This window comes from Jannaschia rubra, assembly GCF_001403735.1.
Classification (GTDB): Bacteria; Pseudomonadota; Alphaproteobacteria; order Rhodobacterales; family Rhodobacteraceae; genus Jannaschia; species Jannaschia rubra.
Window position 1 is genome coordinate 1 of record NZ_CXPG01000025.1, and the last position, 23,128, is coordinate 23,128.

Below are 23,128 nucleotides of genomic sequence, written 5' to 3' on the forward strand. Positions count from 1 at the left end.
TTTTTTTTTTTTTCAAGCAGAAGACGGCATACGAGATGGTACGGGATAGGGTTTGGCGTCGTCCCGTTTCTTGTGCTTTTTCTCGGATACCTGAACATCCATCCGGAACTATACCGTGGCATTCCGTTGAAGTTTCATGCCGATCACGATGGATCGTGGATGAACATCGACTGGGGCGACGATGAGAAAGATGACCCTCCTCTGGAATATGTTTCCGATGGTTTCAAAGGTATAAGCATCCTGACGCGCGTCGTAGAGGTCAAATCATTCTGGGATCTTTGGAACGCACCCCCCTCCGAGGTGAGCTATGAATGGCGGTACAAGGTCAAAAACCTGACCGACGAGAACCGCGATATTTCTGTGACCTACCAACTTGTAGGGAAGGACGCCGACGTCCTTGCAAGCTCGGTCGCATCGAAGTTGGCTGAACCCGGCGAAACCATTGAGTTCGAGGAGACGGGGCAACTCGATTATCAGAGTGCGTTGCGTGTGACGGGATCAAGTTGGTCGATCGCGAACCGCGTCGCGCCTTGACCCTCTAGAAGCGGGGCACGATCAACAGCAACCGGACACCCCGACGCCATCACGCCAATCCGACCTCCATGGCGCGGGCCTTGCCCGTGCGGACGTGATCAAAGCAGGCCACGCCGATCCGGAATGTCATGGCCTTCGCTTCCCTTGCGTCAGCCGGAATGGCCCATCGTGCCATGGCCGAAGGGGTTCGGTCGACAACTGCATACAATCGCCCGGAAGCGGGTGGACAGAACGTCGCAAGTGCGGCAAAGCTACCGCAAGAATGTTTCGCGGTGGATGCCGCGGGCCAATGACAAGAGGCGCGCAAGCGACGACGGATCTATGGGCATCGTGCTTGAGGCCAAGGGCCTTACCAAGGAATTCAAGGGCTTCGTCGCCGTCAACAACGTCGACCTCGCCGTCGAGGAAGGGTCGATCCACGCGCTGATCGGGCCCAATGGGGCGGGCAAGACGACCTGCTTCAACCTGCTGACGAAGTTCCTGCAGCCCACGTCCGGCACCATCACCTATCGCGGGCGCGACATCACCCGGATGAAGCCCGCGGGCATCGCGCGGCTGGGGTTGGTGCGGTCGTTCCAGATCTCGGCCGTCTTTCCCGACCTGAGCGTGCTTCAGAACGTGCGCGTCGCGTTGCAGCGCAAGCGCGGGGAAAGCTATGACTTCTGGCGGTCCGAGAAGATCCTGACGCGGTTCGACGACGAGGCGCGCGCCCATGTCGAGGAGGTGGGCCTGACCGAGTTCATCGACCACCGGGCGGGCGAATTGTCCTATGGCCGCAAGCGCGCGCTGGAGATCGCGGCGACGCTGGCGCTGGAGCCGGACATGCTTTTGCTGGACGAGCCGATGGCGGGCATGGCGCAGGCGGACGTGGAGCGGATCACCGCGCTGATCCGCCGGGTGGCGAAGAACCGCACCATCCTGATGGTGGAGCACAACCTGTCGGTGGTGGCGGACCTGTCGGACCGGATCACGGTGCTGGCGCGCGGCGAGATCCTGGCAGAGGGCGATTACGCCACCGTGTCCAAGGCGCCCGCCGTCATCGACGCCTATATCGGAGCGGGCCATGACTGAGGCTGCGAGGACCGAGCCCTTGCTGCGCGTGCGCGGGCTGGAGGGATGGTACGGCGAAAGCCACGTCCTGCACGGCATCGACTTCGACGTGCACGAGGGCGAGGTGGTGACGCTGCTCGGCCGCAACGGGGCGGGCAAGACGTCGACCCTGCTGGGGATCATGGGCATCCTGCCGCGGCGCGCGGGGTCCGTCACCTTCGAGGGGGTGGAGACCATCGGGATGCAGCCGCGCCAGATCGCGCGGCAGGGCATCGCCATCTGCCCGGAGGAGCGGGGCATCTTCTCGTCGCTGAGCGTCGAGGAGAACCTGATGCTGCCGCCGCGCATCAAGGACGGGGGACTGAGCGTCGAGCGGATCTACGACCTGTTCCCGAACCTGCGCGAACGCCGCCGCAGCCAGGGCACCAAGCTGTCGGGGGGCGAGCAGCAGATGCTGGCCATCGCGCGCATCCTGCGGACCGGATCGCGGCTTCTGCTGCTCGACGAGCCGACGGAGGGGCTGGCCCCCGTCATCGTGCAGCAGATCGGGCACACCATCGGCGCGCTGAAGTCCGAAGGGTTCACCATCGTGCTGGTGGAGCAGAACTTCCGCTTCGCCGCCTCGGTCGCGGACCGGCATCATGTGGTCGAGCAGGGCAGGGTGATCGACGTCATCCCGAACGCCGAGCTCGATGCGAACATGGACAAGCTTCACGGATACCTGGGCGTCTGAACGACCGGGGACAACGGCGCAAACGCGCCACCAAAGGGAGGATCACGGAATGATCAGGACATTGGCACTGGGCACCGCGCTCGGCGCGCTGACGGCGGGCGCGGCCATGGCGCAGGACATGGACGTCAAGCTGGGCGTCCTCAACGACCGGTCGGGCGTCTATGCCGACCTGTCGGGCGAGGGGTCCGTCGTGGCCGCGCGCATGGCGATCGAGGATTTCGGCGCCGCCGACAAGGGCATGAACGTCGAGATCATCTCGGCCGACCACCAGAACAAGCCCGACGTCGGATCGAACATCGCGCGCCAGTGGTACGACGAGGAGGGCGTGAACGCGATCCTGGACGTGCCGACGTCGTCGGTGGCGCTGGCCGTGGCCGACATCACCGCGCAGAAGAACGGCGTGATGATCAACTCGGGCGCGGGCTCGACCGAGCTGACGCAGGGGCAGTGCCGGCCGACCACGATCCACTGGACCTATGACACCGCGGCGCTGGCCAACGGAACCGGCGGCGCGATGACCAAGGCGGGCGGCGAGAAGTGGTTCTTCCTGACCGCCGACTATGCCTTCGGCCATTCGCTGGAGGAGAACACCACCACGGTCGTGCAGGAGAACGGCGGCGAGGTCGTGGGCCAGGTCGACGTGCCCTTCCCGGCGATGGACTTCTCGTCCTTCCTGCTGCAGGCGCAGGGGTCGGGTGCCGACGTGATCGGGCTGGCCAACGCCGGCGGCGACACCGTCAACGCCATCAAGCAGGCCTCGGAGTTCGGCATCACCCAGGCGGGGCAGAAGCTGGCGGCGCTGCTGTTCTTCGTGACCGACGTCCATGCGCTCGGGGCCGAGACGGCGCAGGGCCTGTCGCTGACCGAAGCCTTCTACTGGGACTTCGACGACACGACCCGCGAGTGGTCGGCCCGCTTCGAGGAGATCCACGGCGCCAAGCCCACCATGGTTCAGGCCGGGGTCTATTCGGGGACGATGGCCTATCTCCAGGCGGTCGAGGCCGTGGGAAGCGCCGAGGACGGCGAGGCGATCGCGGCCCAGATGAAGACCATGGAGATCGACGACCCGCTGTTCGGCGCGGTCACGGTGCGCGGCGACGGCCGGGCCATCCACGACATGCACCTCTTCGAGGTCAAGTCGCCGGATCAGTCGACGGGCGAGTGGGACCTCTATACCCACATCTCGACCATCGGCGGCGAGGAAGCCTTCCTGCCGATGCTGGATGAGTGCGACTTCACCAAGTAAGCGACCGGAGGGGGCCGCCGCCGCGCGGCCCCCGATCCGACACACTGGGACGGGGCCCCGACAATGTTCGATCTTCTGGGAATATCGCCGCAGGTGCTGATGGGTCAGCTTCTGCTGGGGCTGATCAACGGGTCGTTCTATGCGGTCCTGTCGCTGGGGCTGGCCGTGATCTTCGGCCTGCTCAACATCATCAATTTCGCCCATGGCGCGCTCTACATGATGGGGGCCTTCGTGGCCTGGATGCTGCTCAGCTATCTGGGCGTGGGCTACTGGTGGGCGCTGATCCTGTCGCCGCTGATCGTGGGCGTCTTCGGCATCGTGCTGGAGCGGACGATGCTGTCGCGGTTGTATAAACTCGACCACCTCTACGGTCTTCTGCTGACCTTCGGGCTGGCGCTCATCATCCAGGGGCTGTTCCGCAACTATTACGGCATCTCGGGCCTGCCGTATCAGATCCCGGAGGCGCTGTCGGGGGGGCAGAACCTGGGGTTCATGTTCCTGCCCAACTACCGCGCCTGGGTCGTCGCCGCCTCGGCCGTGGTCTGCTTCGGCACCTGGTTCATGATCGAGAAGACGCGGCTGGGCGCCTATCTGCGCGCGGCCACGGAAAACCCGGTGCTGGTCGGCGCCTTCGGCATCAACGTGCCGCTGATGATCATGCTGACCTATGGCTTCGGCGTGGCGCTGGCGGGCTTCGCCGGCGTGCTGGCCGCGCCCATCTATTCGGTCAACCCCAACATGGGCGCCGACCTCATCATCGTGGTCTTCGCGGTTGTGGTGATCGGCGGCATGGGGTCGATCATGGGCGCCATCCTGACCGGCTATGTCCTGGGCCTGGTCGAGGGGCTGACCCGAGTGTTCTATCCCGAGGGATCGGCGGTGGTGATCTTCGTCATCATGGCCATCGTCCTTCTCATCAAGCCCGAAGGGCTGTTCGGAAAGGCCGCGTGATGATGCAGCAAACCACCGGCATGCCGCGGCTCCACAAGGTCATCTTCCTTGTGCTGCTGGCCTTCCTGATCGCCCTGCCGTTTTTCGTCTATCCCGTCTTCGCCATGAAGGTGATGTGCTTTGCGCTCTTCGCCGCGGCCTTCAACCTGCTTTTGGGCTTCGGGGGGCTGCTGTCCTTCGGGCACGCGGCCTATTTCGGGGGGGCGAGCTATGTCGCGGCCCATGCCGCGAAGGTCTGGGGGCTGACGCCGGAGCTTTCGGTGCTGGCGGGCACGGCGGCGGCGGCCGTCCTGGGCCTGCTGATCGGGTCGCTGGCGATCCGGCGGCAGGGGATCTATTTCGCCATGGTGACGCTCGCCTTCGCGCAGATGGTCTATTTCCTGGCGCTGCAACTGCCCTTCACCGGGGGCGAGGACGGCATCCAGTCGGTGCCGCGGGGCGATCTGTTCGGGCTGATCTCGCTCCAGAACAACATGGCGCTCTATTTCTTCGTGCTGGCGGTGACCTTCGGGGGGATCCTGTTCCTCTACCGCGTGGTCCATTCGCCCTTCGGCCAGGTCCTCAAGGCCATCCGCGAGAACGAGCCGCGGGCGATCTCGCTGGGCTATGACGTCAATCGCTACAAGCTGACGGTCTTCGTGCTGTCGGCCACCTTCGCCGGGATGGCGGGGGCGATGAAAAGCCAGGTGTTCCAGCTCGCCTCGCTGACGGACGTGCACTGGGGCATGTCGGGCGAGGTGGTGCTGATGACGCTGCTGGGCGGGATGGGCACGGTGTTCGGCCCATTGGCCGGCGCGGCCATCATCGTGACGATGCAGAACTATCTGGCGACCTTCGGGGCCTGGGTGACGATCATCCAGGGCGTGATCTTCGTCATCGGCGTGCTGCTGTTCCGCGAGGGGATAGTGGGCGTCATATCCCGCTGGATCAGGAGACCGCTATGACGGAGCGTGGAATCATCGTGGCCGCGACGCTGCTGGCGCTGCCCGCCGCGGCGCAGGAGGTGGCGGTGACGCTGCCCCTCGGGCCGGGGGCGGAGGTCATCGCGGCGCGCTATGCCTGCGAGAACGGGCGCGACGTGCCGGTGCAATACGTCAACGCGGGCGCCAATGCGCTGGCGTTGGTGACGCTGGACGAGGAGGTCCTGGTCTTCGCGGGCGTCGTGTCGGGGTCGGGGTCGCGCTATGTCTCGGGCGGGCGCGAATGGTGGATCAAGGGCGACACGGCGACCTTCACCGACCAGTTCGACGAGGGCGCCGCGACGGAATGCACCGCGGGCGAGTGACGCGTCAGTCGTCGCCCGGCAGCGTCAGCCCCGCGTTGCGCGCGTAGACCCGCGCGACGGCCGCATCGTCCAGCGCGCCCATGCCCGACCCGGCTGCGGCGAGGAACTGCTGCATCGCCGCGGCGGCCAGCGGCGCGCCGAAGCCCGCCCCCCGCGCGATGTCGAGGACGATGCCTAGGTCCTTGGGCCAGATGTTGACGCTGGACCGGGGGGTGTAGTCGCCCGCGACCACATGCGGCCCCCGGTTCTCCAGCATCCATGAGGTTCCGGCGCACTGGGGGATCACCTCCATGAAGGCCTCCGGCGTGACGCCCTGGGTCATGCCGAAGGTCATCGCCTCGGCCATGGCGGCAATGTGGACGCCGGCGAGAAGCTGGTTGACGGCCTTCATCGCCGAGCCAGCACCGGCCGCGTCGCCCAGGCGGAACACCCGCTCCGCTATGGCGTCGAGGACGGGTTTCGCGCGGGCGAAGGCCTCCGGCACGCCCGACGCCATGACCGAGAGCGCGCCCTGCGCCGCCTTGACCGCCCCGCCCGAGATCGGCGCGTCGAGGTAGAGGACGCCGTGTTCGCGGCACCGCACCTCCATCGACCGGGCGAAGGCGGGGGAGACGGTGGCGCAGGCGACGACCACGCTGCCCCGCGCCATGTGCGGCACCAGCGCCGCCTCGCCGAACAGCACGCTTTCGGTCTGCGCCGCGTTCAGCACCACGATCACCGCCGCCGCGAGGTCGGGCGCGATGCGGGCGAGGGGGCCCGGGATGCCGCCGTCGGCCAGGAAGCGCTTGGCCTGATCGGGGTTCACGTCGTGGCCGTGGACCGGAAGGCCCGCCGCCAGCGCCGAGTTCGCGATGCCATAGCCCATGGACCCCAGGCCCACGACCGCGATTGGAGCGTCCGTCATGTCATCCTCCGATTCCGCACGCGACCAGCGTGACACCCCCGTCGCGCCCCGCCAAGGGGCTTGGGCGGGGCAGGGCGCGTCAGCCCGCGTAGCCGAGGAACAGCCGCGGCAGGATCAGCGAGAGCGCGGGCCAGGCCGCGATCAGGAGGAGCGCCACGATCATCGTCACGATCCAGGGGAAGATGCGCCGCACGATGGCGTCGAAGGGGATGCCGCCCACCTGCGCCGCCATGAAGAGGTTGGCGCCCAGCGGCGGGGTGACGAAGCCGATGGCGAGGCTGACGATCATCACGATGCCGAAATGCACCGGGTCGATGCCAAGTACCGTGACGATGGGCAGCAGCACCGGCGTCAGGATGACGATGGCGGCCAGCGTTTCGAGGAAGGTGCCCACGATCAGCAGGAGCACGATGGCCGCGATCAGCACGATGTAGCGGTTCTGCGTGAGGTCGGTGACGGCGGCGGCGAGGGCCTGCGGCAGCTGCTCCAGCGCGATGATACGGCCGAAGGCGACCGAGGCGCCGATGATGACCAGCACCGCCGACACGAGGAGCGCCGATTCGAGCATCATCTTCGGCACGTCGCGCAGCGGCAGCTCGCGGTAGACGAAGACGCTGACCGCCAGCGCATAGACCACGGCCACGGCCGAGGATTCGGTGGGCGTGACGATGCCGCCGTAGATGCCGCCCAGCACGACCACGGGCATGAGGAGCGCGGCCTTCGCCTCGTTCAGGATGGCGAGGCGGCTGCGGCGGGGGCCGGTGGACCGGACGGCGGGCGCGCCGCGCCGCGTCCAGGCGTTGTAGGCGATGAGCGCCAGCGCGATCGCGATGCCGGGGATGACGCCGGCGAGGAACAGCGCGGTCACGGACACCTGCGCCGACACCGCGTAGACGATCATCACCACGCTGGGCGGGATCATCACGCCGAGCGACCCGGCGCTCGCCACCATGGCGCAGGAATAGGCCCGGTCGTAGCCCCGCGCCGTCAATGCCGGGATCATGGCGAGGCCGATGGCCGCCACCGTGGCCGAGCCGGTGCCCGAGATGGCGGCGAAGAACAGGCAGGCCATGATGGTCACGGTGCCTAGATCGCCGGGTGCGCCGCCGAAGAAGCTCTCGGCCACGGCGATGAGACGGCGGGAGATGCCGCCCTGGGCCATGATGCTGCCGGCGAGGGTGAACAGGACGACCGCGATCAGGGTGAAGGAATCGATGCCGCTGACCAGCCCCAGGGCATAGAGGTCGAAGTTGAGGAAGGGAATCCAGGCGATCGCCAGCAGCGACGCGGTGCCGAGCGCGATGCCGATGGGCACCCCGATGGCCAGCAGCAGGAAGAACGACCCGAAGAGGATGGCGACCGTCACGTCAGACGTCCATCTGCGCGGCAAGGCGCGTGTCGCCCAGGACGACGATGCGCCAGAGCGAATGGAGGAGCCGCAGCGCGCTGAGCCCGCCGCTGAGGATGATCGCGGCATAGAGGACCGCGGTGGGCCATTCCGTCGCCGTCAGGATCTGGCCCCGGTCGACGGCATTGGCGGTGATGACCACACCCAGCCAGCAGACGAAGGCCGAATAGCCGAGGAACACCGTTTCGGCCAGCGCGAGCAGCACCCGGCGCAGCGCGGGCGGCGCCATGTCGAGAAGCAGCGTCACCCGCATGTGGCGGCGTTCGCGGATGGCGTAGCTGACGCCGAAGTAGATCATGTAGACGAAGGCGAGGCGCGCCATCTCGTTGGCGGGCGCGATGGAGGTGGACATGGCGAAGCGCGCCACCACGTCGGCGAAGACAAGCACGATGATCGCGCCCAGCATCGCCACGATGATGGCGGGCTCGAAATATTTCTCGACCGCGCGGAATGCCTTGCCCATCGTCGCCTTCCCCCTTCCGGCGGCCCCGGCCGCATGTCCGGCCGGGGCCCCGCGCGTCAGTCGAGTTCGGTCATGAAGCTGTCGTAGAACTCCGGTCCCACGGCGGCGCGGATGTCGTCGCGGATCGCGGCGTTCATCGTCTCGCCCAGGGCGGCGCGGGCCTCCTGCGGGAGTTCGTTGACCTGGAGGCCCTTCGATTCCAGCTCCGCCAGGGCGTCGGCGTTGGCCTTGGCCGCAAGCTCCCGCTGACGGGTGACGGTCTCGGCGGCGACCTCGTCGAGCAGGGCGCGCTGCTCGTCGGTCAGGCCGTTGTAGAAGTCGAGGCCCGCGACCCACATCTCGGGCCAGTAGATGTGCCCGGTCAGCGAGACGTAGTCCTGCACCTCGTAGAAGCGTTCGATCACGATGGAGGACGGCGCGCTTTCCTGACCGTCGATCAGGTTCTGCTGGAGCGAGGGGTAGATCTCGCCCCAGGAGAGCGCGACGGGCACGGCGCCCACGGACCGCCATGCGGTGATCTGGATGGGGTTGTCGGCCGAGCGCATCCGCAGCCCCCGGAAGGCCTCGACGCTGTCGAGCGGCGCGCGGCTGTTGGAGAAGTGGCGGAAGCCGAGCTCCATGAAGCCCATGCCCTTCAGGCCCTTGTCCTCCATCTTCGACAGAAGCTCCTGCCCCGCGGGGCCGTCGAGCACGGCATGGGCCTGCTCCTCGTTCTCGAACAGGAGGAACTGGTCGAGCACCGAAAGCTCCGGCACCATGGACGACAGCAGGACCGAGGCGCCCGTGGTCATGTCGATGTTGCCGGACTGGACGAGCTCGGTCGCCTGCTGGACCGATCCGATCTGGCCGCCGGGGAAGATCTCGACCTGCATCCCGCCGTTGGAGCGGGCTTCCAGCTCCGCCTTGAAGAACTCCAGCGCCTGATGGATGGGCGAGCTTTCGGGCGTGGCATGGGCGATGCGGATCGTGGTTTCGGCCGATGCGGCGCCTGCGGCCAGCGTGGCCGCCATGGTGGCGGCGATGGATCTCATGAACATGCGGTATCCTCCCTCGGTGTGTCGTCCCCTGATGCCGACGTGACAGCAGACGGCCGAGGGACGCAAGGCCGCAGTGCGCCCCGGTGAACCTTACGGCCGGTTTCGCGTTGGCAGGCGTGACCCGGCCGTTCACACGACCATCGAAGCACTGGAGCATCGCATGAAGAAGTCCCCCGTCCTCCTCGCGCTGATCGTGGCCCTTGCCGCGACGTCCGCGCCGCTGCGCGCCGAAACCTGGACCGTGGGCATGTCGGGGGGGTATTTCCCCTTCACCTTCGTGCGGTCCGACGAGCTTCAGGGCTTCGAGGTCGATTTCATCGAGGCCATCGCCGCCGAGACCGGCGACACGCCGGAGTTCGTCACCATGGCCTTCTCGGGCCTCGTCGGCGCGCTCGAATCCGGGCGGATCGACACGATCGCCAACCAGATCACCATCACGCCGGAGCGCGAGGCGGCCTTCGTCTTCTCGCAACCCTACGTCTTCGACGGGGCGCAGGTGGTCGTGAAGGAAGGGAACGAGGATACGATCACCGGCGTCGAGGACCTGAGCGGCAAGACCGTCGCGGTCAACCTCGGCTCGAACTTCGAGGAACTGCTGGAAGGGCTGCCCAACGCCGCCGAGATCGACATCCGCACCTACGACAGCAACATCGCGCAGGACACGGCCCTGGGCCGCGTGGATGCCTTCGTGATGGACCGCGTGTCCTCGGCCCAGCTGATTCAGGAAAGCCCGCTGCCGCTGGCGCTGGCCGGCGCGCCCTTCAGCGAGATCCGCAACGCCCTGCCGTTCCGCGACGACGAGGAAGGCCGCGCCCTGCGCGACCGGGTCGATGCGGCGATCACCACGCTGCGCGACGACGGGACGCTGGCGGAGATCTCGCAGAAGTGGTTCGGCACCGACATCACCGTCCCGGAATAGACGGTGGAGGGGCTGAACCTCGACTACATGCTCGGGCTTCTGCCCGTTCTCCTGTCATATGTGCCGCTGACGCTGTTCATGGCGGTGACGGGCATGGCCTTCGCGCTGATCCTCGCCGCGCTCCTCGCGGTGGAGCGGGTGGTGCGGGTGCCGGTGCTCGACTGGTTCGTGCGGCTGTTCATCAGCTTCTTCCGCGGCACCCCGCTTCTGGTGCAGCTGTTCCTGTTCTATTTCGGGCTGCCGCAGGTCCTGGGCTTCCTCGCCGGGATCAACGGGGTGACGGCCACGATCATGGGGCTGACGCTGCATTTCTCGGCCTACATGGCCGAGAGCATCCGCGCCGCGATCCTGGGCGTCGACCGCAGCCAGTGGGAGGCGGCCGAGGCGGTGGGCATGACGCGCGGCCAGATGATGCGGCGGATCATCCTGCCGCAGGCCGCGCGGGTCGCCGCGCCGACGTTGGTCAACTATTTCATCGACATGGTCAAAAGCACCTCGCTCGCCTTCACGCTGGGGGTGACCGAACTCATGGGCGCGGCACAGAAGGAGGCGGCGGGGAGCTTCCTTTACTTCGAGGCGTTCCTCGTGGTCGCGGCGATCTACTGGATCCTGGTCGAGGCGCTGTCCTTCGGGCAACGCCGGCTGGAGATCCTGCTGAACCGGGCGCATGCGCGATGATCTCGGTCGCGGGCCTGAACAAGAGCTTCGGTGGAACGCCGGTCCTTCGGGACATCACGCTCGACATCGCGCCCGGCGAACGGGTCGTGGTGATCGGGCCGTCGGGCACCGGGAAATCGACGCTGCTGCGGTGTCTCAACTTCCTCGACCGTCCCGACAGCGGCACGGTGCGGATCGGCGACCTCTCCGTCGATGCCGCCCGCGCGACCCGGCCCGAGATCCTGGCGCTGCGCCGGCGGACGGGGTTCGTGTTCCAGAACTATGCGCTCTTCGCCAACAGGACCGCGCGGCAGAACATCACCGAGGCGCTGGTCACGGTGAAGGGCCAGACGGCGGAGAAGGCCAACGCCACGGCCGACCGCATCCTGGCCGAGATCGGGCTGGCCGACCGGGGCGACAGCTACCCCTCGGCCCTGTCCGGCGGCCAGCAGCAGCGGGTGGGCATCGGCCGGGCGATGGCGCTCGACGCGGAGCTTCTGCTGTTCGACGAGCCGACGTCGGCGCTCGACCCCGAATGGGTGGGCGAGGTGCTGGACCTGATGCGCAAGCTGGCCGAGACGCGCCAGACCATGCTGGTCGTGACCCACGAGATGCAGTTCGCGCGCGAGATCGCGGACCGCATCGTCTTCATGGACGAAGGCCGGGTCGTCGAGGAGGCGCCGCCGGACCGCTTTTTCGACGCGCCCGAAGACCCCCGCACCCGAGCCTTCCTGCGCCGCGTGACGGACACCCGCTAGCGCGCGCCCTCAGCGCATCCAGATCAGCAGGTATTGCGTCACCTCGGGCCAGAGCGCCACGGCCATCAGGCCGAGCGCGCTGGTCAGAAGGAACGGCACCGCGGCCGCGGCGATGCGTTCCAGCGACAGGCCGGTGATGTTGGCCGCGACGAACAGGTTGATGCCGACGGGCGGCGTGAACAGGCCGATGGCCAGCGTGATCATCAGGAAGACGCCGAACCAGATCGGATCCCACTGCAACTCGCGCACCACGGGCAAAAAGATCGGCAGCGAGATGAACATGATGGTGATGGCATCCATGAACATCCCCGCGATGAGCAGGATGACGGCCATCACCAGAAGGATGACCCAGGGCGCGTCCGACACCGACAGCAGCCCCTCGGAATAGGTGCCGACCAGATCGTCCACCGTCACGACCCAGCCGAACAGGCTCGCGAAGGTCACGACCATCATCACCACGGCCGAGGATCGTGCGGCGTCGGTCAGCGCGTCGAACAGTAGGCGCGGGGTCAGCGTGCGATAGATCGCGGTGCCCACGAAGATGGCATAGACGACGGCCACCACGGCGGCTTCGGTCGGGGTGAAGACGCCGAGGTAGATGCCGCCCAGGATCACCACGGGCGTGAGCAGCCCCCAGCCCGCGTCGCGGAAGCTGAGCCAGAGCTGCCGGCCCCGCGTCTGATCGGCATAGGGCATGGGCGCCATCGCATGGAGCGCGGAGGATTTGCGCGCGGCGCGGTCGCGGGCCACGAAGGGCAGGGCGAGCAGCATCATCGCCCCCATCAAGAGGCCCGGCAGGATGGCCGCGATGAACAGGCTGCCGATGGAGATTTCCGCGATCACGCCATAGATCACCAGACCGATGGACGGCGGGATGACGATGGAGAGCGCGGCCCCGGTGCAGACCAGCGCCGCGGCGAAGGGGCGGGGATAGCCGTCGTCGGCCATGCCGCGCACGATCATCGGCCCGATGGCGGCGACCGAGGCCGGGCCCGACCCGGACACGGCCCCCCAGAACAGCGCCACGACCACACCCACGACGCCCATGCCGCCGGGCAAGCCCCCCACGGCCACGCGGAAGAAGCGGATCATGCGATCTGCCATGCCCGCCGTGCCCATCAGGATGCCGGCCAGGATGAAGAACGGGACAGCCAGCAGCGAGAACTTGGCGATGCCGCTGGCGATCAGGTCGCCCACGAGGTCGAGGCCGAAGCCCATGACCCACATGGCGTAAAGCGCCGACAGGCCGAGCGCGAAGGCCACCGGCACCCGGATCACCAGAAGCACGCCGAACAGCACAAGCATCTGCGTGCCCGCGCCCATGTCACCCATGGGGCGTGCCCTCGGGCCCGTCGCCGCGCAGGTCGGAGAGCGTGCGCTGCGCCATCCGCAACGCGATCAGCAGGAACCCGAGCGGCAGGCCCGCCGAGTAGTACCACGCCGGGATCTGGAGGCCCGACGAGGTGACGCCGCTGCGGTACTGATGCGACACGAGGCCCCAGCAGTACCACGCGGCCAGCGCCAGCAGCAGGACGCTCAGCGCGCCGGAAAGCGCGCGGACGACCCAGCCGGCGCGGGCGGGCAGCAGGTCGGCGAAGAAGGTGACGGCCAGATGCTCGCCATGCCGCGCGGCGGCGGCGCCCCCGAAGACCGTGAGTAGCAGGAAGCCCGCCAGCAGAAGCTCCTGCGTGGCGGCGAAGGAATAGCTGGTGAGGTAGCGCACCGCCACGTTGGCAAAGCCGAGCGCCGTCATGGCAAGGAAGATCGCCGCGCAGACGTAGGCTTCGAACCGGTCGAGGTGTTTGAGCATGGTGTCGGGCCTCGGGCTGTCGGGCAGGGTCCGGCCGCGCGCACCGCGCGACCGGAGCGCGGGATCAGTTGCCCGCGCCGTCGATGGTGTCCTGGAACAGCGTCACGATCTCGGGCCCGACCTTGCCGGCCCAGAGGTCGAACGGGTCCTTCGTGGCGTCGCGGAAGGCCTGGATTTCCTCGGGCGTGGGCTCGTAGACCTCCATCCCCTCCTCGCGCAGGCGGGCCAGCCCCTCGTCGGTGGCGCGGCGCGTCTCCTCCTTCTGGAAGGCCATGGCCTCGGTCGCGGCCGCCTGCACCTTGGCGCGCGTCTCCTCGTCCCAGCCGTCCCACTTGGCCTGGCTCACGCCGAGGAAGATCGGGTCGTAGGAGTAGTGCCAGGGGGTGATGTACTTCTGCACCTCATAGACCCGCTGGGGCACGATCACGGCGCCGATGGGGTTCTCCTGCCCGTCCACGACGCCCTGTTGCAGCGCCGAGAAGGTCTCGGTCCACTGCATCTGCTGGGGGTTCGCGCCGAGCGCGTTCATCACGTCGATGTACATCGGCCCCGCGACGCGCATCTTGAGGCCCTTGAGATCCTCGGGCGAGGTGATGGGCCGCACGCTGTTGGTGACCTCACGAAAGCCGTTCTCGCCCCAGGCCAGCACGACGATGCCCTTGTCGGCCATGATCTCGGCCATCCGCTCGCCCGGCGCGCCGTCGGTGGTGGCGTCGACCTCGGCGTAGTCGGCGTAAAGGTAGGGCAGCGAGAAAACCGCCATTTCCGGCACCAGCGGCGTGACGTTGATGGCCGAGGTGACGACGAAGTCGATGGCGCCGCGGCCGACCATCTCGGACTGCTTCATCTGGTCGCCGCCGGCAAGTTCGGCGTTCGGGAAGACGCGGACCTCCATCTCGCCCTCGGTCGCCTCCTCCAGCAGGTCGGCGAAGCGCTCAGATCCCTTGTGCCAGGTCGTCGCGTCCGAGGTGTTGTGCGTCAGGCGCAGCGTCTCGGCCCCCGCGGGCCCCGTCAGCGCGATCGCCGCGCCCAGGCCAATCAGAACGGATTTCAGGTTCGGCATCTCGGTCCTCCCGTGGATCTCAGGGGCGGCCACCCCTCCGGTGGGCCCATGCATCCACAACATGGACATGTTTGAAACGCCTGTCACGGATTTTTCGCAGTCGGCGGTCCGACGGCCCATGCGCCCCGCGTGTTGACGCATCGGGGGGATGGGGCGATAGTATTCGCAACACTCCACATTATGGACGGACATGGACGATTCCGCGACGATCCTGGCCCGGATGGGGCCGCAGACCGGCCCCGCGGGCGGCGCGCAGAGCGTGGATCGCGCGCTGGCGCTGCTGCCCCTGATCGGGCGCAGCCCCGAGACCGGGATCGGCCTTTCGGAGATCGTGGCGTCCACCGGCCTCAGCCGCCCCACCGCGCGGCGGCTTCTGCTGGCGCTGATGCGCGCCCGGCTGATCGAGCAGGACAGCGCCTCGCGCCGCTACATGCTGGGCGAGGAGGCTTATGTTCTGGGCATTCTCGCCGCGCGGCGCTTCAGCCTGCTGGACGTGGCGCAGGACGCGGTGCAGCGGCTGGCCGACGGCAGCGGGGACACGGCCTTCCTGTCGGTCCGGCGCGATGCCTTCGCCGTCTGCCTGCAGAAGGCCGAGGGCGATTTTCCCATCCGGGTGCAGGCGTTGCAGGTCGGCTTTCGCCACCCCCTCGGCATCGGGGGCGGATCGCTCGCCATGCTGGCGGCCCTGCCGGAGGAGGAGGCGGCGCGGATGCGCGCCCTCAACCGCGACCTGATCGCGGAGCGGTATCCGGCCGCCACCCCCGCCACGCTCGACCGCCTGCTGGCCGAGACGCGGACGCGGGGCTGGGCGCTCAACCCCGGACTGGTCCTCAAGAACAGCTGGGCCGTGGGGGTGGCGCTGCACATGCCCGACGGCACGGTCGCGGGCGCGCTCAGCATCGCGGCCATCGACGACCGCATGACCCCCTTGCACTGCGAACGTCTGGCGGGCCTTCTGCTGGCCGAGGTGCCCGGCATCGAGGCGCGCCTTCGGGAGATGTTCGCCCGCTCCGCCGTCCTGCCGGGCGGCGGCCTGACACCAGAGACCACGAACGGGAGAGAGAGATGACGAACGCACGGATGGTCGGCTGGGCCCACAGCCGTTTCGGAAAATCGGCCGCGCCGGACACCGAGGCCTTGATGGCCGAGGTCATGGGCCCCGCGCTCGACCACGCGGGGGTCCCGGCGGGGGACGTCGACGCGATCTTCGTGGGCTGCATGAACAACGGCTTCTCCAAGCAGGATTTCGTGGGCGCGCTCGCGGGGATGGCCATGCCGGAGCTGGCCCGCGTGCCCGCCACGCGGCTGGAGAACGCCTGCGCCACGGGGTCGGCCGCGCTCTATGCCGCCATCGACTTCATCGAGGCGGGGCGCGGCGACGTGGCGCTGGTGGTCGGTGTCGAGAAGATGACCGCCCTGCCCACGGTCGAGGTGGGCGACATCCTGCTCGGCGCCAGCTACCGCTCGGAGGAGGCGGAGGTGGAAGGGGGCTTCGCGGGGCTGTTCGGCCAGATCGCGCAGGGCTACTTCCAGAAGCACGGCGACCAGTCCGACGCGCTGGCGATGATCGCCGCCAAGAACCACGCGAACGGTGTCCACAACCCTTACGCGCACATGCAGAAGGCCTTCACCTTCGAGCAGTGCAACACCGTCAGCGACCGCAACCCCTATGTCGCGCCGCCGCTGCGACGGACCGACTGTTCGCTGGTGTCCGACGGGGCGGCGGCCATCGTGGTGGCGTCGGAGCGGGCGGCGAAGGGCCTCGCGCGCGGCGTGGGGTTCCGCGCGCGGACGCAGGCCAACGACGTGCTGGCGCTGTCCAAGCGCGATCCGGCGGCCTTCGACGGGGCGCGGCGGGCCTGGGCCGGGTCGCTGGACGCGGCGGGGCTGACGCTCGACGACCTGCACTTCGTCGAAACCCACGACTGCTTCACCATCGCGGAGCTGATCGAATACGAGGCCATGGGGCTGGCCCCCCGCGGGCGCGGCGCCGACGTCATCCGAGACGGCACCACCACGCGCGACGGCCGCTTGCCGGTGAACCTGTCGGGGGGGCTGAAATCCAAGGGCCACCCCATCGGCGCGACGGGCGTGTCGATGCACGTCATGGCGGCGATGCAACTCGCCGGCGAGGCGCCCGAGGGGATGCAGGCCGCGCGCGCCGAGATCGGCGGCGTGTTCAACATGGGCGGCGCGTCGGTGGCCAACTACTGCTCGATCCTGGAGCGCGTGCAGTGAACCGGGGGGCGGGGACGCCCGACCCGAAAGGCGGGATCGCGCCGCAAACGGTGCGGGTGGCGAACCTCGCCCATTTCCTGACGCGCAATGCCCGCCGGCTGGGCGGTGCGCCCGCGATCATCCGCGGCGACCGGGTGTGGACCTGGGGCCAGATGGACGCGCGGGTCTCGGCGCTGGCCGCGGGGCTGCGGGAGATGGGGGTCGGGAAAGGCGACCGCATCCTGATCCAGGCCCGCAACTCGCACCAGATGTTCGAGAGCATGATCGCCGCCTTCCGCCTCGGCGCGGTCTGGGTGCCCGCCAACTTCCGCCAGAGCCCGGAGGAGGTGGCCTGGCTTGCCCGCTCCTCCGGCGCGTCGCTGATGATCTGCGACGCGGAGTTCGCGGGCCATGCCGCCGCCTGCGACAGCGTTGCGCGCCATCTGACCATCGGCGGCGGCGCGGATGGCTTCGATGCGCTGGTCGACCGCCACATGGGCACCCATGTCCCGCCCGCCGACGTGGGCCGCGACGACCCCTGCTGGTTCTTCTTCACCTCGGGCACCACGGGGCGGCCCAAGGCGGCGGTGCTGACGCATGGGCAGCTCACCTTCGTGCTGCTCAACCATCTGCACGACCTGATGCCCGGCATGACGCCCGCCGACCGCTCGCTGTGTGTCGCGCCCCTGTCGCATGGGGCGGGCATCCATCAGCTCGTGCAGCTTGCCGCGGGGGTGCCCACGATCCTGCTGCCCGACGCCGCCTTCGACCCCGACGTGGTCTGGCGGCTGGTGGCGGAACACCGCGTCACCAACATGTTCACCGTGCCCACCATCGTGAAGATGCTGGTCGAACACCCCTCGGTCGACCGCCACGACCACTCCTCGCTGCGCCATGTCATCTATGCGGGCGCGCCGATGTACCGCGCCGACCAACGCCGCGCGCTCGACAAGCTGGGGCCGGTGCTGGTGCAGTATTTCGGACTGGGCGAGGTGACGGGCAACATCACCGTCCTGCCGCCGTCGGAGCACGACGTCGACGACGACCGGATGCGCGTCGGCTCCTGCGGGTATGAGCGGACGGGGATGCACGTGCAGATCCAGGACGGGACGGGCGCGGAGGTTCCGGCGGGCACCACGGGCGAGATCTGCGTGGCGGGGCCTGCGGTCTTCGCGGGCTACCACGACAACCCGGAGGCCAACGCCAAGGCGTTCCGCGACGGATGGTTCCGCACCGGCGACCTGGGGCACATGGACGGCGAGGGCTTCGTCTACATCACCGGGCGCGAGTCGGACATGTTCATCTCGGGCGGGTCCAACGTCTATCCGCGCGAGATCGAGGAGAAGCTGCTCGACTATCCCGGCGTGGCCGAAGCGGCGGTGCTGGGCGTGCCGGACGCGAAATGGGGCGAGGTGGGCCTTGCCGTCTGCGTGGCCGAACCGGGGCAGGCGCCCGATGCGGAGGCGATCCGCGCGTTCCTGAAGGGCCGGATGAGCGGCTACAAGGTGCCCGCGCGGATCCTGTTCCTCGACGCGATGCCCAAGTCGGGATACGGCAAGATCACCAAGAAGATCATCCGCGAGACCCTGCGGGAGCGCGGCCTCCTGTCGTCCGAGACGGCATGAGCGCCAACCCTCCCCTGATCCACCCCGGCCCCGCGGCGCCCGAGCGTCACGCGGCCGTGCCCACGCGCGCGGCCCTGTTCGACGTGACGCTGGCCCCCGGTGATTGCGTGGAACGGGCGATCCTCGACGCCTTTGCCGCGCAAGGTTTCGTCTCGGGCTGGGTGCGGATGGACGGGCTGATCTGCGATCCGCTGCGCTACGTCCTGCCCGCGCCCTCGCCCACGCCCGACCGGCTGGCGTGGTACAGCGGGACGCAAGCGCCCGATGGCCCGGCCCGGACGGTGCAGGGCTACATGTCCGTGGGCCGGCGCGACGGGGCGGCCGACACCCATTGCCACGCGCTTTGGCGGCTGTCGGACGGCGGCACCGCCCTCGGGCACCTGCTGGCGGGCGAGAGCCGCGCCGCCCGCCCCGCGACGCTGCGCGCCATGGGCTTCCACGACGCGCGGTTCGAGCGGCGCGCGGACCCCGAGACGCGCTTCGACCTGTTCGCCGCCACGGGCACCCCGTCGGACCGGCCCGATGCCGTGGCCGTGACCCTGCGCCCGAACGAAAGCCTGGCGGGCACCTGCCGTGCCATCTGCGCGGGCCTGGGCATCGCCGGCGCGGACATCGTGGGACTGGGCAGCCTGAACGGCGCGGTCTTCGCCGACGGTGCCCGGATGCGCTCGCCCATCAGCGAGTTCCTCGTCCGGCAGGGGCGGATCGACGGGGAGGAGGTGACGCTCGACCTCGGCGTGGTGGATGCGGAGGGCAACCGCTTCGACGGCCCGGTCGACCCCGGTTGCGCGGCGGTCTCGGTCACGGCGGAACTGGTGATCCTGCCTGGTAGGGAGGCGAAACGATGACCGACACGCGATGCGTTCTGATCACGGGCGGGGCTTCGGGCATCGGCCTCGCCATCGCCCGCGCCGCGCTGGCCGAAGGGTGGTCGGTCGCCCTGCTCGACCGGGACGAGGGCAACCTGAAGGCCGCGCGCGACGGGCTGGACGCGCCGGACCGGGTCGAGACCCTCGCCTGTTCCGTCACCGACGAGGCGGGCGTCGCGGCCGCCGTCGCGCTGTGCGAGGACCGGCTGGGCCCGCTGTCCGGACTGGTGAACTCCGCCGGGATCGGCCTCGACGCGCAGGCGCTGGATACCGAGGTCGACGACTTCCGCCGCGTGCTGGAGGTCAACCTGATCGGAACCTTCATCGCCGCCCGCACCGTCGCCGCGCGCATGGTCGACCGCGGGCGGGGCGCCATCGTCAACATCGCCTCGGTGTCGGGCATGGTGGGCAACGTCGGGCGCACGGCCTACGGGGCATCCAAGGGCGGGATCGTGACCATGACCAAGGTGATGGCCGTGGAACTGGCCCCCTTCGGCGTGCGGTCCAACGCCGTGGCCCCCGGCCCGGTCGAGACGCCGCTGGTCAGCGACATGCACACCGAAGCCATGCGCCGCTCCTGGGCCGAGACCATCCCCCAGGCCCGCTACGGCACGCCGGAGGAAATCGCGCAGGCGGCGCTGTTCCTTCTCGACGACGCGCGGTCGGGCTATGTCACGGGGCAGGTGCTGGCGGTGGACGGCGGCTTCACGACCTCGGGCATCCTGCGCGGCGTCGCGCGACAGGGCTGAGGCCAGGCGCCGTGCATGACGGTCCGGTTCAGCGAGGCCCGAACCTTCGTCAATCTTCCCGGTCGCGAGCGTCGACAGACTTTCGCGCGCCCGTCCGAAAGGTCGAAGTGAACCTGAGAGGGATGACAGAACCGGCGAAAAGGGGTTCGTTCAGCTGATCCGGGCTTCCGATACCGACGAGGAGATCGCGGCTGAGGGCGACCCGTCGGAGATGTGGATGAAGCTGTCGAGCAAGGAGAAGAAGCTCAAGGACATCTTCATGGCAATTGGCCTCTTCGCAGTCTCCAGCACCTTCGCCGATATGAGCGGATACGGTGCGCCGCAGCTTGGTGGTATGCCGCTCGTCTTGGACCATGGTGACATCGCGGTCACAGCCTCCGTTCGCGACGGCCCCGACCTCGGGATGGACCCGACCCTGACGCCGATGGCAACGAGGTCGGGCTTGCCGACCACGCAGCGACCTGCGCCGCAGCCATCATCGCCGGGTGGCTATGGGTCGTGGGCCGCGGGGTCGAGGGTGCGGACGCCCGTGGGTGCGTGGTGGCGGATGTTGCGCGTCACCACGGTCAGGTCGCGGGCGAGCGCCGTCGCCGCGATCATCAGGTCGGCCGAGCCGTTGCCGATGCGCGCCGACAGGCGGCCCCAGATCTCCGCCTCCGCCAGGCCGAAGGGCAGGACGCGCGCGGCGTAGTCGCGTTGCAGCGTGTCGTGCCAGGCCTCCAGGTCGGCGGCGAAGCGGGGGTCGCGGGGGCGTTGCAACTCGATCCCGCGAGCGATCTCGCCCATCGTCACCGCGCTCAGCCAAAGCTGGTCGTCGGCCACGCCGTCGAGCCATCGCGCCACGGCAGGCACGCGCGCGGGACGCCGCAGCAGCGACAGCACGTCGGTGTCGATCAGATACACCTAGAGATCGCGGGGCAGGGCGGTCGCGCGGGGGAACGGGTCGTCGTCGGCACCCTGGGGCAGGGCGGCGAGATGCGCGCGCAGGCCCGCGGCGCGGGCGCGCTCCATCGTCTGATCCCATTCGGCGGCATCGACCACGACGACCACGGGCTTGCCGCGCCGCGTCACGCGCTGCGGCTTGCCGGCGAGCGCGGCCTCCACGACGGCGCTGAACCGCGCCTTGGCATCCTGCAGGGCCCACATGGCGGCCTCCCCTTTGCTGACCAGCTATCTGGTCAGATAGGGCATCGGGGCGCGCGCGGCAAGGCCCGGCGGTCAGACGCCATGCGCCTCGCGGGCAACGGATTGCAGGCGGGTGAAGATGTCGAACCGCCGCGCGTGGCGCCGGGCGGTCTCGCCGCCGGTGGGTGGATGCACCCGCCCGAAGGTCGTCATCGCCTGCATCGCGGCGGAAATGTCGGGGAACAGCCCGCCGCCCACCGCGCCCAGGATGGCGGAGCCGAGCAGCACCGGCTCCTCCGTTCCCGCCGTCGCCACCTCGACATTCGCGGCATCGGCCAGCAGCTGCCGCACCAGCGGATGCCGCCCGGCGCCCCCGCTGAGGACGACGCGGGCGACGTCGATGCCGCGATCCGCCTGCGCGCCGAGGATCTGGCGCAGCCCGTAGCCGATGCCGCAGAGCCCCGCGACATACTGCGCCAGCAGGTCGTCCAGCCCGTCGCGCATCCCGATGCCGGCGATCACCGCCCGGGTGTCGGGGTCGGCGTGGGGCGCGCGGTTTCCCAGCACCTCGGGCACGATGTGGCGGCCTGTGGCGAGCGTCAGGGCCTCCGCCGCGCCGCCCCGCCCGGCGCATTGCCCGGCCAGCCAGGCGGGCAGGGACAGGCCCGCCGCGCGCGCCTCGGCCGTCGCATCGGGCGCATGGGGGTGGAAGGTCAGCAGACGGTCGATGGCCGCGCCGGCCGCCGACTGCCCGCCTTCGTTGAGCCATTTGCCCGGCACCATGGCCGACAGGTACGGCCCCCAGACACCGGGCACGAAGACCGGCTCCGCCGTCGTCGTCATGGTGCAGGAGGAGGTGCCGAAGACATAGGCAAGGTTCGCCTCCGCCCCGCCTCCACCCCGTGCGCCCACCGTGCCGACGCCGCCCGCATGGGCGTCGATCAGCCCCGCGCCGACGGGCGTGCCGGGCCGCAGCCCGAGGTCGGCGGCGGCGGCATCGGTCAGGCCCCGCGCCAGCGCCGTGCCGGGCGCCACGATCTCGGTCCCGATGCGGGCGAAGCCTTCACGGGCCAAAGCGCCCAGCCCGATGGCGTGGAAATAGCTTTCGTCCCAGCGGTCCTCATGCGCGAGATAGGTCCACTTGCAGGTGACGGTGCAGCTCGACCGCGCAAGGCTTCCGGTGGCACGCCAGCCCAGCCAGTCGGTCATGTCGAAGAACTGCCACGCGGCCGCGAAGGTGTCGGGCCGGTTCTCGGCCAGCCAGAGGAGCTTGGGCGTCTGCATCTCGGGCGACATGCGCCCGCCGACGTAGTCGAGCACCCGGTGCCGCCCCGCGTTGATCCGCCGCGTCTGGTCGAGTGCGCGATGGTCCATCCAGACGATGACGTCGCGGTCGGGCCGGTCCGCGTCGCCCACCGCCAGGGGCGCGCCGTCCGGCCCCAGCACCACGAGCGAGCAGGTCGCGTCGAAGCCCATGCCGCCGATCCGCTCCGACCCCACGCCGGAAGCCGCGACCGCGCCCTGCACGGCGTGGCAGACGGCGGCCCAGATGTCGGTGCTCGACTGCTCGATCCGGCCGTCCGGGGCGCGGTGCAAGTCGATGGGGGCGGCGTCGGTGCCGGTCAGCTGGCCCTTGGCGTCGAAGACGCCCGCCCGGGCGCTGCCGGTGCCCACGTCGACCCCGATCAGATGGTCCGCGATCCTGTCGTCCGGTTCCATTGCAAG

Annotated in this window: 25 protein-coding genes; 15 read left to right on the forward strand and 10 right to left on the reverse strand. The window is 69.1% G+C overall.

Features of this window, described 5'->3' with window-relative positions; translation table 11 throughout:
- From JAN5088_RS19825 to JAN5088_RS17180, 7 genes are all read left to right on the forward strand, one after another.
- A partial coding sequence (locus tag JAN5088_RS19825) for a DUF4139 domain-containing protein (RefSeq protein ID WP_233489840.1) occupies positions 1-534 on the forward strand: 534 nt, incomplete at its 5' end.
- 321 nt (positions 535-855) lie between these two features.
- On the forward strand, positions 856-1,605 hold the full coding sequence (locus JAN5088_RS17155) for an ABC transporter ATP-binding protein (protein WP_055684069.1): 750 nt from the start codon (positions 856-858) through the stop codon (positions 1,603-1,605).
- The gene (locus JAN5088_RS17160; protein WP_177220084.1) at positions 1,598-2,317 is read left to right on the forward strand and encodes an ABC transporter ATP-binding protein; all 720 of its coding nucleotides are present in this window, start codon (positions 1,598-1,600) and stop codon (positions 2,315-2,317) included. The genes JAN5088_RS17155 and JAN5088_RS17160 overlap by 8 nt, the downstream gene beginning before the upstream one ends.
- Positions 2,318-2,366: 49 nt before the next feature.
- The gene (locus JAN5088_RS17165) at positions 2,367-3,563 is read left to right on the forward strand and encodes an ABC transporter substrate-binding protein (RefSeq protein WP_055684071.1); all 1,197 of its coding nucleotides are present in this window, start codon (positions 2,367-2,369) and stop codon (positions 3,561-3,563) included.
- A 63-nt stretch (positions 3,564-3,626) separates the two neighbouring features.
- Positions 3,627-4,514 carry a branched-chain amino acid ABC transporter permease gene (locus JAN5088_RS17170; RefSeq protein WP_055684072.1) on the forward strand — a complete coding sequence of 296 codons (888 nt, stop codon included), beginning with the start codon at positions 3,627-3,629 and terminating at the stop codon, positions 4,512-4,514.
- Positions 4,514-5,458: a branched-chain amino acid ABC transporter permease gene (locus JAN5088_RS17175; RefSeq protein ID WP_055684073.1), complete on the forward strand. Its 945-nt coding sequence runs from the start codon at positions 4,514-4,516 to the stop codon at positions 5,456-5,458. The genes JAN5088_RS17170 and JAN5088_RS17175 overlap by 1 nt, the downstream gene beginning before the upstream one ends.
- Positions 5,455-5,799, forward strand: coding sequence for an MliC family protein (locus JAN5088_RS17180; RefSeq protein WP_055684074.1), 345 nt, complete (start codon positions 5,455-5,457; stop codon positions 5,797-5,799). The genes JAN5088_RS17175 and JAN5088_RS17180 overlap by 4 nt, the downstream gene beginning before the upstream one ends.
- 4 nt (positions 5,800-5,803) lie before the next feature.
- Here the strand turns inward: JAN5088_RS17180 and ltnD are convergent, their stop codons facing one another.
- From ltnD to JAN5088_RS17200, 4 genes are all read right to left on the reverse strand, one after another.
- Entirely contained in the window at positions 5,804-6,703 is a 900-nt protein-coding gene (gene ltnD / locus JAN5088_RS17185) for an L-threonate dehydrogenase (RefSeq protein ID WP_082430095.1), read from the reverse strand.
- A gap of 79 nt (positions 6,704-6,782) precedes the next feature.
- Entirely contained in the window at positions 6,783-8,069 is a 1,287-nt protein-coding gene (locus JAN5088_RS17190; RefSeq protein WP_055684076.1) for a TRAP transporter large permease, read from the reverse strand.
- Between the two features lies 1 nt (position 8,070).
- Positions 8,071-8,574 (reverse strand): TRAP transporter small permease, encoded by a 504-nt coding sequence (locus JAN5088_RS17195; protein ID WP_055684077.1) that lies wholly within the window; start codon positions 8,572-8,574, stop codon positions 8,071-8,073.
- Between the two features lie 56 nt (positions 8,575-8,630).
- Positions 8,631-9,611 carry a TRAP transporter substrate-binding protein gene (locus tag JAN5088_RS17200; protein ID WP_055684078.1) on the reverse strand — a complete coding sequence of 327 codons (981 nt, stop codon included), beginning with the start codon at positions 9,609-9,611 and terminating at the stop codon, positions 8,631-8,633.
- A 160-nt stretch (positions 9,612-9,771) separates the two neighbouring features.
- Here JAN5088_RS17200 and JAN5088_RS17205 point away from each other — a divergent pair, with 160 nt between their 5' ends.
- Genes JAN5088_RS17205 through JAN5088_RS17215 form a run of 3 tightly spaced genes read left to right on the forward strand, consistent with a single transcriptional unit; the run spans position 9,772 to position 11,945 of the window.
- On the forward strand, positions 9,772-10,530 hold the full coding sequence (locus JAN5088_RS17205; RefSeq protein WP_055684079.1) for an amino acid ABC transporter substrate-binding protein: 759 nt from the start codon (positions 9,772-9,774) through the stop codon (positions 10,528-10,530).
- 3 nt (positions 10,531-10,533) lie between these two features.
- The gene (locus JAN5088_RS17210; RefSeq protein ID WP_055684080.1) at positions 10,534-11,208 is read left to right on the forward strand and encodes an amino acid ABC transporter permease; all 675 of its coding nucleotides are present in this window, start codon (positions 10,534-10,536) and stop codon (positions 11,206-11,208) included.
- Positions 11,205-11,945, forward strand: coding sequence for an amino acid ABC transporter ATP-binding protein (locus tag JAN5088_RS17215; RefSeq protein ID WP_055684081.1), 741 nt, complete (start codon positions 11,205-11,207; stop codon positions 11,943-11,945). The genes JAN5088_RS17210 and JAN5088_RS17215 overlap by 4 nt, the downstream gene beginning before the upstream one ends.
- A gap of 9 nt (positions 11,946-11,954) precedes the next feature.
- On the opposite strand, the gene JAN5088_RS17220 is transcribed toward JAN5088_RS17215, so the two are convergent.
- The 3 genes from JAN5088_RS17220 to JAN5088_RS17230 form a co-directional block, all read right to left on the reverse strand.
- A complete protein-coding gene (locus JAN5088_RS17220; RefSeq protein ID WP_055684082.1) occupies positions 11,955-13,277 on the reverse strand; it encodes a TRAP transporter large permease in 1,323 nt (440 codons plus the stop codon).
- Positions 13,270-13,755, reverse strand: coding sequence for a TRAP transporter small permease (locus JAN5088_RS17225; protein ID WP_055684083.1), 486 nt, complete (start codon positions 13,753-13,755; stop codon positions 13,270-13,272). Before JAN5088_RS17225 ends, JAN5088_RS17220 begins: the two co-directional genes overlap by 8 nt.
- Before the next feature lie 64 nt (positions 13,756-13,819).
- Entirely contained in the window at positions 13,820-14,818 is a 999-nt protein-coding gene (locus JAN5088_RS17230) for a DctP family TRAP transporter solute-binding subunit (RefSeq protein WP_055684084.1), read from the reverse strand.
- A 190-nt stretch (positions 14,819-15,008) separates the two neighbouring features.
- On the opposite strand from JAN5088_RS17230, the gene JAN5088_RS17235 reads away from it, so the two are divergent.
- Genes JAN5088_RS17235 through JAN5088_RS17255 form a run of 5 tightly spaced genes read left to right on the forward strand, consistent with a single transcriptional unit; the run spans position 15,009 to position 20,278 of the window.
- Positions 15,009-15,887 carry an IclR family transcriptional regulator gene (locus JAN5088_RS17235; protein WP_055684085.1) on the forward strand — a complete coding sequence of 293 codons (879 nt, stop codon included), beginning with the start codon at positions 15,009-15,011 and terminating at the stop codon, positions 15,885-15,887.
- Positions 15,884-17,056 (forward strand): acetyl-CoA acetyltransferase, encoded by a 1,173-nt coding sequence (locus JAN5088_RS17240; RefSeq protein ID WP_055684086.1) that lies wholly within the window; start codon positions 15,884-15,886, stop codon positions 17,054-17,056. Before JAN5088_RS17235 ends, JAN5088_RS17240 begins: the two co-directional genes overlap by 4 nt.
- On the forward strand, positions 17,053-18,660 hold the full coding sequence (locus JAN5088_RS17245) for an acyl-CoA synthetase (RefSeq protein ID WP_055684087.1): 1,608 nt from the start codon (positions 17,053-17,055) through the stop codon (positions 18,658-18,660). The genes JAN5088_RS17240 and JAN5088_RS17245 overlap by 4 nt, the downstream gene beginning before the upstream one ends.
- On the forward strand, positions 18,657-19,508 hold the full coding sequence (locus tag JAN5088_RS17250; protein ID WP_055684088.1) for a PPC domain-containing DNA-binding protein: 852 nt from the start codon (positions 18,657-18,659) through the stop codon (positions 19,506-19,508). The genes JAN5088_RS17245 and JAN5088_RS17250 overlap by 4 nt, the downstream gene beginning before the upstream one ends.
- On the forward strand, positions 19,505-20,278 hold the full coding sequence (locus tag JAN5088_RS17255; protein WP_055684089.1) for an SDR family NAD(P)-dependent oxidoreductase: 774 nt from the start codon (positions 19,505-19,507) through the stop codon (positions 20,276-20,278). Before JAN5088_RS17250 ends, JAN5088_RS17255 begins: the two co-directional genes overlap by 4 nt.
- Positions 20,279-20,767: 489 nt before the next feature.
- On the opposite strand, the gene JAN5088_RS17265 is transcribed toward JAN5088_RS17255, so the two are convergent.
- The 3 genes from JAN5088_RS17265 to JAN5088_RS17275 all read right to left on the reverse strand — a co-directional run bounded on the left by JAN5088_RS17265 (position 20,768) and on the right by JAN5088_RS17275 (position 23,122).
- Positions 20,768-21,181: a type II toxin-antitoxin system VapC family toxin gene (locus tag JAN5088_RS17265; RefSeq protein ID WP_055684091.1), complete on the reverse strand. Its 414-nt coding sequence runs from the start codon at positions 21,179-21,181 to the stop codon at positions 20,768-20,770.
- Positions 21,182-21,424, reverse strand: coding sequence for a type II toxin-antitoxin system Phd/YefM family antitoxin (locus tag JAN5088_RS17270; RefSeq protein WP_055684092.1), 243 nt, complete (start codon positions 21,422-21,424; stop codon positions 21,182-21,184).
- 72 nt (positions 21,425-21,496) lie between these two features.
- Positions 21,497-23,122, reverse strand: a complete 1,626-nt coding sequence (locus tag JAN5088_RS17275; RefSeq protein WP_055684093.1) for an FGGY-family carbohydrate kinase — start codon at positions 23,120-23,122, stop codon at positions 21,497-21,499.
- Positions 23,123-23,128: the final 6 nt, after the last annotated feature.